Origin of the sequence: Francisella sp. 19S2-4 (assembly GCF_036281795.1) — a bacterium.
In the GTDB taxonomy this organism is placed as follows: Bacteria; Pseudomonadota; Gammaproteobacteria; order Francisellales; family Francisellaceae; genus Francisella.
In genome coordinates, this window is the sequence record NZ_JAWUZH010000019.1 from 1 (window position 1) to 11,879 (window position 11,879).

Consider the following 11,879-nt stretch of genomic DNA (forward strand, 5'->3'; position numbering starts at 1 on the left):
TAAGGCTAAGTTTTTACTAAAAATAGCAAAAATATTCCTATTCATAGAAATTGAAAGATTTATTCAACAGTCTTTATTTTTATTTAAAGAATATAGTTGTCATAATACCCTCATAAAATTAAAAAAATAATATTCTTAAAAGGTAATGTAATGAACAAAGTAATTCTTTCAATAGTAGTAATGATAGGTGTTATAACAACAAGCTTTGGTGCAGGGCTTCATCAAGTAGGAGGAATCTCAACGGGCTCATTTCCTCCGCCAGTTATGAATTTTGCTTAAATTATTGTGGCATAGAGTGGATAGTGCCACCAAGGATATGAGCATGAATATGAAAAACAGTTTGTCCACCTTCTTTACCAGTGTTAAATACTGTTTTAAATCCATTTAATCCCATTTGTTTAGCAACTTTGGGAATACTTAGCATAAATTTTCCAATAAGTTCTTCATCTGTAGTAGATAGTTCATTTAAACTTGCAATATGTTTTTTAGGGATAACTAAGACATGTACATCTGCTACTGGATTAATATCATGAAATGCTAATACGTGATCATCTTCATAAACTTTTTTACACGGAATTTCTCCTGTAATTATTTTGCAAAAAATACAGTCAGACATTTACTTCTCCTTTTTGAAACCATAATAAATTAAACAAGCTATACCGACTACAATAAAACCTGTACTATGATTTTCGATAAATCCTTGTAGTTTAACTAATGGTGATAGATTTTTGTGTAAGGTATATATAACACCTAACCCAGTTAAAATAATTCCAGTAGCTAATGCAAAGTTATATTTTTTCTTTGGTTCTTTAAAGATATTTTGCTGATTAGGTTTTATCTGTTTTAAGTTTGTTTGTGTCTGTTGTAGTATATCAAAAACCATGCGAGGTAATTCAGGTAGCTTATCACTGACTCTTGGCATATTCTCCACAGAGCGATGATAAAAACCTCTTAATCCCATTTGCTCTTTCATCCATTTTTCTAAAATGGGACGGGATGTCTCCCATATATTTAGTTCTGGGCAAAGTCTTTGACCTAATCCCTCAACATGAAAGAGAGTTTTTTGTAACAAAGTTAGTTGTGGTTGAATATTCATATTAAAGCGTCTTGCAACAGAGAATAGTTGCATTAGCGTATATCCTAGAGATATTTCACGCATAGGTTTTTCAAATATGGGTTCGCAAACAGTTCTAATTGCAGACTCTAGTACATCTACTCTAGTGTCACTTGGTACCCAACCTGATTCTATGTGTAGCTCTGCAACTTTCCTGTAGTTACGTTTGAAAAAAGCTAAAAAATTTCCTGCTAGATAACGCTGATCATCACGATTTAAAGTCCCCACAATCCCAAAATCAATAGAAATATACTTAGGGTCAGCTGGATTTGATACATCAATAAACATATTGCCAGGGTGCATATCCGCATGGAAGAAACAGTCATCAAAAACTTGTGAATAAAATATTTCTACACCACGTTGAGCTAATAATCGACGATCAACACCTAAAGCATCTAAAGTTTCAATGTCTGACACTCTTACACCACCAACTTTTTCCATTACCATTACGGTTGAGCTAGTGTACTCCCAATATATTTTAGGGACATAATGTATCGGAGAATTTTCAAAGTTTCTGCGAATTTGTGAAGCGTTAGATGCTTCACGAACTAGATCAAGCTCGTCAAAGAAGCTTTGGTTAATTTCTTTAACGATTTCTACTGGTTTAAAGCGGCGAATTTCTTTTAACTTATTTAAGGCTTGGGCAAAGATTAGCATCAAAGATGTATCTAGTTTTAGAATTTTCTCAATTCCTGGGCGCAATACTTTAACGACAACTTCATCATTATTATTAAGAACAGCTTGATGAACTTGTGCAACTGATGCTGATGCAAGTGCAGAGCTGTCAAAACTTTTAAATATATCATTAATAGACTGTTTAGTAGCTTTTTCAATTTGGGCTATAGCTATATTGCTATCAAATGGTGGTACATTATCTTGGAGTTTAGCAACTTCTTTTATAACCTCTGGAGGAAGTAAATCTGCTCTAACTGATAGTGCTTGACCAAATTTAATAAATATTGGACCTAATTTTACTAATGCTTCTCTAATACGTACACCATGTTCAAGTCTACGAATTTTTCTTGAGTAATAAAAAGGGTTAAGCAAAAGTAATGCTTTTAATGATTTTATTTTTGTAGCGCGAATTGGTTCATTAAGTAAACAATATCTATTTATGATATAAAAGATATATGTAAGCCTTAAAAACTTCCTAATCATTGTATGAGCCTTGTATTAGTTGTAGTTTTGCTTCTATTCTATCAGTAGCTTGTTTTAGCTCTTGTATTTCTTTATAGAAGATATTTATTTCATTTTGTGAGATTAATGTTTTTTTCTCTTCTGTTAAGTAGTCTTTAATATCTAAAACTGTTTCTTGACGAGAAGTTTTTAAATATCCTTTTAATTTATTAAATGGTTTTTCTATAACACTAGCAAACTCTGGACTAGTTAGGTTAGATATTTTATAAACTAGGTCTATATCAATAGCATTTAAAAACTTATTGAATTCATTAAGATCTTTTAGGCTACCTTGATAGTCAAGCTTTTCAGCAATTATAAGCTCTTGTAAGTTTTTATTAAAAATAAGCTCTAGAATATATGCTAACTTTCCTTTTAAAACATTTTCAGAAATATCGTTAGTAGCATGTAAGTTGTTATTCTCTACTTTTAGAGAAATATTATAGTCAAGATCAGTAATAGTTACACTTATGACTTTATCTTTAAGAGGGATAAGTAAAGCATTTACCTGTGGATCAACTTTTGGTAAAAAGCTTAGGACTTTATTTATTGTCTGTATCATCTTAATATTTATATCCAATATGGAGTGCTACAATTCCACCAGTCATATTTTGGTACTCAACATTATCAAAACCAGCATCGAACATCATTTTTTTTAGAGTCTCTTGATCTGGGTGCTTGCGTATTGACTCAGCAAGATATTTATAGCTCTCTGCATCTTGTGTGATCACTTTACCTAAAAATGGTAACGCCTTGAAAGAATATTCATCATAAACCTTTGAAAGTAAAGGTACAATTGGTTTAGAAAATTCTAGAACTAAAAGACGGCCACCTGGCTTTAAAACTCTGCACATAGAGGCTAGCGCTTTTGCTTTATCAGTTACATTTCTAAGGCCAAAAGAGATTGTTATACAATCAAAATAATTATCAGGGAAAGGTAGACATTCTGCATTTGCTTGGACATACTCAATATTGCCAACACAACCTTTATTAGTTAGTTTTTCTTTACCTACTTCTAGCATAGAAGAGTTTATGTCACTTAAGACGACTTTACCATTTGAGCCGACCATTTGACAAAATTTATATGCTAAATCTCCAGTTCCTCCTGCAAGATCTAATACTTTATCACCTTTACGAACTCCTGTTTTTGCAAGAGTTAGCTTTTTCCAGATACGGTGTATACCAAAAGACATTAAATCATTCATTAGGTCATACTTTGCAGCTACTGAATGAAATACTCCAGCAACTTTTTTTTGTTTTTCTTCCCAAGGTACTTCTGTGAAGCCAAAATCAGTTGTTTTATTTTCTTTAGACATTTAAACTAAAAATTATAATATTAAGCTATTGTTTCATTATAGCAGAATATGATTTATTTGTATTGGCAAGATACTACTAAATAGGAGTATAAAAAATGTATATATTATCTGGAGATATCGGAGGAACTAATACAAGGTTAGAAGTTTCTCTTTTAGAAAATGGTATAACTCAAAGTATAGCTGTAAGAAAATATAAAGGAGCTAACTTTAATTGTCTATCTGCTATTATTGAGAAGTTTCTTGCAGAAGTTGATTTAGCGGGTCAAATTGATTCTGCGTGCTTAGCTGTTGCAGGGTTTGTCTCAAATGGTGAGGTAGAAGTTACTAATTTACCATGGATGGTTTCTGAGCAATATATATCTGAGAGCTTAGGTATAGACAAGAGTATGGTCAAAGTTATAAATGATTTTGAAGCAATAGGGTATGGAATAGAGTCTCTTGATAAAGATAAGGATATTTTAACTATCCAAGATGGTCAAAAAGATGAAGATACTCTTTGTGCCGTTATTGGAGCTGGTACAGGTCTTGGAATGTGTTTGGTAAGTTATGATAATGATCATAATCCAAGAGTCTATAAAACTGAGGGTGGTCATGTTGATTTTTCTCCAGTTGATGATGAGCAGGTAGAGTTATTTAAATTTATGCGTAAGACTTTTCATCGAATTTCACCTGAGAGATTCTGTAGTGGTTATGGTATATACAATATCTATAAATATGTTGTGCGTAATCCATTATATGACCAGCCAGAATGCATGCAGTTAAGAAGAGAATTATTTAGTGTTTCAGATTCGGATAAGGCTGCTGTTATTGTTAAATATGCAATTGAGCATAGAGAGCCATCAGCTTTGAGAACTATAGATATATTTCTAAGTATTTATGGGTCTGTAGCAGGAAACTTAGCTCTTACAAGTTTGCCTTTTAGAGGGTTGTATATTGCAGGAGGTATAGCCCCTAGACTTATTAAGCAAATAAAAGAGAGTAAATTCTTAGAGAAATTTAGAGATAAAGGAAGAATGTCAAACATGATGAAAGACTTTCCTATTCATATAATAACTAATACTGATGTTGGCTTGATAGGCGCACGCACTTATGCTGCAGGTTTGGTAAAGTAAGTTTAGATTAGTTTTTATTAGAATTACTTTTTTTTTCTTTTAAATGTTTTGAAAATTTCATCATTGTAAGAAATAGCAAATATATTCCACCAAATATAGCTATGATGGCATAGAAAAACAGGAACGTTATAAAGATACCTACCATTATAGCTAGTTCTGCTATACTAAAAATAGCTAATATAAATACTAAAGAGGCACATCCTAAAAAACTTTTATATGAACAAGCAGGCTTTTTAGAAATGATTGCATCATTGATTTCAGTGTTATTTTCGCTCATTTGTCTAATTTTTTATTATTATGCTGTTATTATACATTTGTAAAAGAATTCTTTGCAAACTAAAAATTAAAATTATCTTTTAATATGTTTAGATAAGTATATTGATTGAATTATTAAAAATACAAAGGTTATACCTAATAGACCAAAGAGTTTGAAATTCATCCAAACATTTGTAGAAAAGAAATATGCCACAAATAGATTTAATGTGCCAAGAACTGTAAAGTAAGCTCCCCACATATTATTAAGCTCTTTCCATTTATGTTGTTTAAGATCTACAGTTTCCTTAAGGATTTTTTGCATTGGAGTTTCTTTCATTGTGTAAGTAGTTATAATCAAGCCAACTCCCATTAGCCAGTTAATAATGCTAACTTTCCACTTAATGAATTCTTCATTATGGAAATATAATGTAGCACTACCAAATATAACAACTAGAATTGCTATAATAATTTGGGCTTTGGCAACTCTACGATGAGCAATGTATTCCCAAATAACTTGAGCTAAGGTAACAATAATCAGTGCAGCAGTAGCAAAGAAAATATCATAAACTTTATAAACAGTAAAAAATACGATTGCTGGAAGCAAATCATTAATCATTTTATTCATTTTTATAATAATAAGTGTTGTATAATGTCCTAGAAGTATAACGGTTGTTGCAGAGATTATGAAGAGATTAATCGAATTATATAGTTATGGGAATAATGATTTAGAGCTAAAAGATATAGATAATATCTTAGAAAATGATGGGGTTATAGCTATTCCTACAGATTCTGGATATGCTTTAGCTTGCAAAATGAAGTCTAAGAAAGGAATCAATAAAATTATAAAAATACGAGATTTAAATAATAGTCATAACTTTACACTTTCTTGTAAGGATTTGTCTGAAATATCAGAGTATGCAAAGGTTGATAATAATGCATATAGATTATTAAAAAGATATACTCCTGGTCCGTACACTTTTATTTTAAATGCGACAAAAAAAGTTTCATCATTACTTGTTACTAAGTCAAAAAATACGGTAGGGATACGGGTTAGTGAGCATTATGTACCAAAAGCGATATCTGCAGAAATTGGCGAGCCTTTGGTCATTAGTACATTTATTTTGCCTGGCCAAGAAAATGTAATTACCGATTGCTCTGAGCTTGATGATCAAGTTATGAATAGTATTGATGCAGTTATAGAATCTGATTATTGTGGTTATGAGTCAACGACTGTTGTAGAAATGTTGGAACTTCCATACAAAATTCTAAGACAAGGTGCTGGTAGTATAGATATTTAAATATATAGAATATTAGTATGTTAAAAGAAAAAAAGTATTATTCTACACAACTTCTGTCATGATTAACTTGAAGCCTAAAATTATCAGGTTAAAGGTGGTGCAAAGTAAGTTAAATGATCTTTTAGAGGAATTTAAGAATAGCTAATAATGAGTTTTTATAGAACTATATCTGAAAATATACATATTGAAATTGAGCCTATAAAAAAATCACGTTTTATTGCTTATGCTTTTTATATTGAGAATGAGCAAGAGGTTTTCGATCATATTGATAATATTAAAGCGACTTATAGTGATGCAAATCATCACTGCTGGGCTTATGCGCTTACTAAAGATAATAAATTTAGATTTAATGATGATGGTGAGCCAAGCGGTTCAGCAGGTAAACCAATACTATCTCATATTCAGGGAGCTAATTTATCAAATGTTTTAGTTATTGTTGTAAGATATTTTGGTGGAACTAAGCTTGGCGTTGGAGGATTGATAAGAGCTTATGGTCAAGCTGCTAAAGAGGTTTTAAATATAGCAAATATTATAGATATGATGCCTAGTTGCTATATTCGAATAATATATGATTATGATGAAACAGCTCATATAGAGACTGTTTTAAAACACTATAATGCGGTGATATTAAGTCAAGAATATCTTGATACGGTTATGTTAGATGTTCAAATTAATGATTCAGATAAGTTAAACTTTATTGAAGAGATTAATAACATAACAAAGGGTAAAGTTAGGCTTAATTTTTTAAGTAAATAAAAGACTTTACTATATGGTTCTAGCACTTCTAATAAACATGTAAATAATAGATCCAAACAAGCATACAATGCCACTAAAAACGAAAACAATAAAAAAATCATTGTTTGTAACTTGTAATATTATCCCTGTAATTAATGGAGCTAAACCACCACCAACAAAGTTAGCAAAATTTTGTGCGCCACCTATTGTACCTACTAAATGTCTAGGAGAGATATCTGCTACAAGAGCCCATGTTGGAGAAACTCTAAGTCCAAGACAAAATATTGTTATGCCAATTACAATAACTATTAAAAAGATATTTTCTATATAAGGTAATACAAGTATAGTTGCAGAAGCTACTAGGCAACCACTTATTATTGGAGTTAGGCGAGAAGATACAGCAGTAAAGTTACGCTTAATCATAAAGTCAGAAATTATTCCACCAAGCATAACTGATGCTATACCTGATATAAATGAGGCAGATGTGGCAATACTCATCTCAGATAAGCTTAAACCTTTTACTTTGATGAAATAGTAAGGTAACCATGTTAAAAATAGCCAATAAGCGTATGATGAACAAAGATTTCCTATACATAGGAAAATCACATTTCTATTTTTTAGCACTTTCGAAATTGAAATTTGCTGAGTTTTTTTAACATGTCTAACTTCTTTTAATATCCCTTTTTTTTGCAAATGCTGCCATAGTATAGCGGCAGCTAGACCTGCAACTCCTAAGAGGATAAACATCCCTCGCCAGCTTATTAATATCATAAGAGCAACTAATACTATTGGAGCTAGAATGTTGGCAATTCTTGGGCCTAGGGAAACGATTGAAGATATTAGGCCTCGCTGTGAAGTTGGAAAGTTTTGTTGAATTATTTTTGTAGCAACTATAAAAAAGGGTGCTTCAGCAATTCCTAAGAGCAATCTTGTAAAGAGTATTGAGTAAAAGCCAATAACTAATCCTCCAAGTATACAAGCTGTTGACCATGCAACCATACTTATTAGCATTACTTTACTTATTCCAAGGCGATCAACTAGATAGCCTGCAGGTAGGCTAGCTAAAGCATATGGCCACATAAATGCAGAGAGTAAAACCCCCATTTCTGTAGGCGAGAAACTAAAAGTACTAGCTATTTCAGTGTTGGCGATACTTAGGGTGGCGCGATCAAGGTAATTCAGTAATGCCAAAAAGAACATTAAAAGAATTATTACTATGTAGTATGACTTTTTCATAATTATTAATTATTTGACACGCATGCCAGGTTGAGCACCATCGTGAGGTTCTAGGATATATACTCCTTTGCCATCTCCAGCTGCAAGTACCATACCTTCAGAAATACCAAATTTCATTTTTCTAGGTGCTAAGTTTGCGACCATTACAGTATGTTTTCCAACTAAGTCTTCGGGATTGTAGCATGATTTTATACCAGCAAAAACTTGCTTCTTGATTCCACCAAGGTCTAGCACTAGTTTAAGTAATTTGTCTGCCCCTTCAACATGTGATGCTTCTGCGATTTTAGCTACACGTAGGTCTATCTTCATAAAATCATCAAAAGTACACTCATCAGCTATATCTAGTTTTTGCTCTTCTTTTTTTACTTGTTGAGGTTGCTCTTGTTCTAACATTTCTTTAGTATCCTCTATAATTTTATCAACTTTTTCTTTTTCTATACGAGTAGCAAGAGGTTTGAATTTATTTATTTTATGGTTTTTAAAAAAAGTTGGAGCATCATTCCAGTTAGAAATTTCTATGTTTAAGAAGTCTTCTGCTTTTGCAACAATGCTTGGAACAATTGGCTTAAGGTATGAAACTAAAACCTTAAACATGTTTATACCTTGAGAGCAAACTTGATGAATTTTTTGTTCTTGTCCTTCTTCTTTAGCAAGTTGCCAAGGCTTATGATGGTCAATAAATTGGTTTGCTTTATCAGCTAAAGACATTATTAAGCGCACAGCATTTGCAAATTCTCTTTTTTCAAAAGCTTGCGTTATAGCGTTATGACTTTCTGCAAACTCTTTTTCTAGTTCCTTATCAAAAACTTCATCAGCTAAGGTTGCATTAAATTTTTTATAAATAAATCCGGAACAACGACTAGCTATATTTACTACTTTACCAACAATATCAGAATTTGATTTTGTAATAAATTCTTCTAGATTTAAGTCGATATCATCAATACGAGATGTTAGTCTTGATGCAAAATAATATCTTAAATAACTAGGTTCTAGACTATTTAAATATGTCCTAGCTTGGATGAATGTTCCTCGAGATTTAGACATTTTCTTACCGTTTACAGTTAGAAAACCATTGGCAAAAACACTTGTAGGGGTCTTATAGCCTGTAGAAGCTAAAATTGCTGGCCAAAATAGCGCATGAAAATAAATAATGTCTTTGCCAATAAAATGATAGAGCTCACTTTTGCTAGAGTTATCACCCCAATATTCATCAAAATCAACGTTATTTTTATTGCAGAAATCTCTAAAACTTGCAATATAGCCCATAGGGGCGTCTAACCATACATAGAAGAATTTCTGTTCATTGGTGCCTGGTATAGCAAAACCAAAATATGGGGCATCACGAGATATATCCCAGCTTTGTAAACCTTGCTCAAACCATTCAGCTAACTTATTAGCAACTTCTGGTTGTAAATTTTTATTAGATTTAATCCAGTTTTCTATATCATTTGCTAATGCTGGAAGGTCGAAGAAGAAGTGTTCTGAGTTTTTTTGTATAGGGGCTTTTCCAGAAACTACAGATTTAGGGTTTATTAAATCAGTAGGGTCATAAGTTGCTCCACAAACCTCACAGCTATCGCCATATTGATCCTCAGCTTTACATTTTGGGCATGTCCCTTTTACAAATCTATCAGGTAAAAACATTTTAGCTTCAGGGTCATATGCTTGAGCTATCTCTTTTCTTGATATAAGTTTTTGATTAACTAGTTTGTTATATATATCTTCAACAATCTCTTTATTTAGTGGACTATGAGTGGAATGATAGTTGTCAAAAGCAATTTCAAAGTCTGAAAAATCTTTTTGATGATTATCTGAATATTTCTTCACTAATTCATCCGGAGTTATGCCTAAATTTTTTGCTTTTAGCATAATTGGTGTGCCATGAGTGTCGCTTCCGCAGATAAATATACATTTGTTTCCTTGTAATTTTTGAAACCTAACCCAGATATCTGATTGGATGTAGCCAAGCATATGGCCTAAATGAAGATCTCCATTTGCATAAGGAAGGGCATTTGTAACTAGAATCTTTCGCATTTTATATTAAACTAATTAGAAATTTTATATTGATTTTAAATATTATAATGATTTTAAATCATTTTGCTTAGAAAATTTAGCTCAGTAGTATAATAAATAATTACCTTGAAAATACTATATAGCTCTTGACAGGCTATTTTATCTAGATATAATAGTTTCTCACATGGTTTAGGAGAGGTGGCCGAGAGGCTGAAGGCGCTCCCCTGCTAAGGGAGTATAGGCGTTAAACCCTATCGAGAGTTCGAATCTCTTCCTCTCCGCCATTAAAAGTTTTCGATCTTTTTAAAAATCGGGTGCATAGCTCAGCTGGGAGAGCATCGCCCTTACAAGGCGAGGGTCGGGGGTTCGAACCCCTCTGCACCCACCATTTTGGTGAGTTTTAGTTTCTAAATTTCTTAATTATTTAAGAACCCAAGTTTTTTTTATTTTAAACTATTTGATATACTGACTTTGTGTTTAATTTTTAGATATTATTTTAGAGCTATGAAAAAAATATTATTATCAACTATTTTAGCAACAACATCGTTAACAGCTTTTGCAACTACAGAAACTGCAATGAAAAATTGTATGGATGCATGGCAAAATAAACAATATCTTGATGCCATAACTTATTGTAAACCTTTGGCTAATCCTACAGATCTTTATGCTGTGGGCGTGACGGCATTGTCAAATATGAAAATCGGTAATATTGATGAAGGCTCTAAATATGCCAAAATATTTACTGATAACTATGATCCAAAAGCACCTCATAGTGATAATGTTAAGAAAATAGCTAAAGCTCTATTTACACAGTATGGCGAAGAGAATGTTGAAGGTCTAGTTTCTGGTTCTAATAAAGAAAAAGGCAAACAAATGCTAGAGACTGCTAGTGAAATGGGTAGTGCGAAAGCTAAAGAGCTACTAAGTATGTGGAGTTAGTAAGTGTTTATATGATATGGTCAGATATTTTAGCAGATGAAAAGCAAAAGCCTTATTTTAAGCATATATTGGAATTTCTTTCTAATGAAACTAATGGTGGGAAGGTAATTTTTCCGATCAAGGAAGATATTTTTAATGCTTTTAAATATACTGATTTAGATAATTTAAAAGTTGTTATATTGGGGCAGGATCCTTACCATAATTATAATCAAGCACATGGATTAGCTTTTTCAGTGCAAAAAGGTGTAGATGTACCGCCGTCTTTACGAAATATGTATAAAGAATTATCAAATAGTGTAGATGGTTTTCAAATCCCTAATCATGGGTGCTTAACAGACTGGGCAAAGCAAGGAGTCTTTCTTCTGAATACAACTCTTACTGTAGAGGCTCATAAAGCAAACTCTCATAAAGATATTGGTTGGCAGCTGTTTACAGATATGGTTATAGAAAAGATTTCAAAGCATAAAGAACATGTTGTTTTTATGTTGTGGGGATCTCATGCGCGTAAGAAAAAAGATCTTATAGATAGTTCAAAGCATTTGATCTTAGAGTCTGCGCACCCATCGCCTTTATCAGCTCATAGGGGATTTTTAGGGTGTAATCATTTTGTTGAGTGTAATGAGTATCTAACTAGGAATGGTTTGACACAAATTGATTGGAGACTCAACTAGGAGGTATTTTTTGA

The 11,879-nt window shown here is 32.2% G+C and carries 14 protein-coding genes and 2 tRNA genes; 8 read left to right on the forward strand and 8 right to left on the reverse strand.

What is annotated here, in order from left to right:
* The first annotated feature begins 150 nt into the window (after positions 1-150).
* Positions 151-279: a hypothetical protein gene (locus R8535_RS05560; RefSeq protein ID WP_329497272.1), complete on the forward strand. Its 129-nt coding sequence runs from the start codon at positions 151-153 to the stop codon at positions 277-279.
* A gap of 1 nt (position 280) precedes the next feature.
* Here R8535_RS05560 and R8535_RS05565 read toward each other — a convergent pair whose 3' ends face one another.
* From R8535_RS05565 to ubiE, 4 genes are read right to left on the reverse strand one after another with little or no spacing between them, the layout of a single operon-like run.
* A complete protein-coding gene (locus R8535_RS05565) occupies positions 281-616 on the reverse strand; it encodes a histidine triad nucleotide-binding protein (protein ID WP_329497274.1) in 336 nt (111 codons plus the stop codon).
* A complete protein-coding gene (gene ubiB / locus R8535_RS05570) occupies positions 617-2,272 on the reverse strand; it encodes a ubiquinone biosynthesis regulatory protein kinase UbiB (protein ID WP_329497276.1) in 1,656 nt (551 codons plus the stop codon).
* The gene (locus tag R8535_RS05575; protein WP_329497278.1) at positions 2,265-2,852 is read right to left on the reverse strand and encodes a ubiquinone biosynthesis accessory factor UbiJ; all 588 of its coding nucleotides are present in this window, start codon (positions 2,850-2,852) and stop codon (positions 2,265-2,267) included. Before R8535_RS05575 ends, ubiB begins: the two co-directional genes overlap by 8 nt.
* A gap of 1 nt (position 2,853) precedes the next feature.
* On the reverse strand, positions 2,854-3,606 hold the full coding sequence (ubiE, locus tag R8535_RS05580; protein WP_329497279.1) for a bifunctional demethylmenaquinone methyltransferase/2-methoxy-6-polyprenyl-1,4-benzoquinol methylase UbiE: 753 nt from the start codon (positions 3,604-3,606) through the stop codon (positions 2,854-2,856).
* A 95-nt stretch (positions 3,607-3,701) separates the two neighbouring features.
* Between ubiE and glk the strand changes: the two genes are divergently transcribed.
* Entirely contained in the window at positions 3,702-4,718 is a 1,017-nt protein-coding gene (glk, locus tag R8535_RS05585; RefSeq protein WP_329497281.1) for a glucokinase, read from the forward strand.
* Positions 4,719-4,725: 7 nt separating this feature from the next.
* Here the strand turns inward: glk and R8535_RS05590 are convergent, their stop codons facing one another.
* Positions 4,726-4,995, reverse strand: coding sequence for a hypothetical protein (locus R8535_RS05590; protein ID WP_329497282.1), 270 nt, complete (start codon positions 4,993-4,995; stop codon positions 4,726-4,728).
* Positions 4,996-5,067: 72 nt separating this feature from the next.
* Entirely contained in the window at positions 5,068-5,598 is a 531-nt protein-coding gene (locus R8535_RS05595) for a septation protein A (protein WP_329497284.1), read from the reverse strand.
* 58 nt (positions 5,599-5,656) lie between these two features.
* Between R8535_RS05595 and R8535_RS05600 the strand changes: the two genes are divergently transcribed.
* Positions 5,657-6,271, forward strand: coding sequence for an L-threonylcarbamoyladenylate synthase (locus tag R8535_RS05600; protein ID WP_329497286.1), 615 nt, complete (start codon positions 5,657-5,659; stop codon positions 6,269-6,271).
* A gap of 147 nt (positions 6,272-6,418) precedes the next feature.
* Positions 6,419-7,027, forward strand: coding sequence for a YigZ family protein (locus tag R8535_RS05605; RefSeq protein ID WP_329497288.1), 609 nt, complete (start codon positions 6,419-6,421; stop codon positions 7,025-7,027).
* A 9-nt stretch (positions 7,028-7,036) separates the two neighbouring features.
* Here R8535_RS05605 and R8535_RS05610 read toward each other — a convergent pair whose 3' ends face one another.
* Both R8535_RS05610 and metG read right to left on the reverse strand, forming a co-directional pair.
* Positions 7,037-8,242: an MFS transporter gene (locus R8535_RS05610; RefSeq protein WP_329497290.1), complete on the reverse strand. Its 1,206-nt coding sequence runs from the start codon at positions 8,240-8,242 to the stop codon at positions 7,037-7,039.
* 9 nt (positions 8,243-8,251) lie between these two features.
* A complete protein-coding gene (gene metG, locus R8535_RS05615) occupies positions 8,252-10,276 on the reverse strand; it encodes a methionine--tRNA ligase (protein ID WP_329497292.1) in 2,025 nt (674 codons plus the stop codon).
* A gap of 171 nt (positions 10,277-10,447) precedes the next feature.
* Between metG and R8535_RS05620 the strand changes: the two genes are divergently transcribed.
* The 4 genes from R8535_RS05620 (at position 10,448) to ung (ending at position 11,865) form a co-directional block, all read left to right on the forward strand.
* Positions 10,448-10,539 (forward strand) — tRNA-Ser (locus R8535_RS05620).
* 28 nt (positions 10,540-10,567) lie between these two features.
* Positions 10,568-10,643 (forward strand) — tRNA-Val (locus R8535_RS05625).
* A 116-nt stretch (positions 10,644-10,759) separates the two neighbouring features.
* Positions 10,760-11,194, forward strand: coding sequence for a hypothetical protein (locus R8535_RS05630; protein WP_329497294.1), 435 nt, complete (start codon positions 10,760-10,762; stop codon positions 11,192-11,194).
* Between the two features lie 11 nt (positions 11,195-11,205).
* The gene (gene ung, locus R8535_RS05635) at positions 11,206-11,865 is read left to right on the forward strand and encodes a uracil-DNA glycosylase (protein ID WP_329497296.1); all 660 of its coding nucleotides are present in this window, start codon (positions 11,206-11,208) and stop codon (positions 11,863-11,865) included.
* The last annotated feature ends 14 nt before the right edge of the window (positions 11,866-11,879 follow it).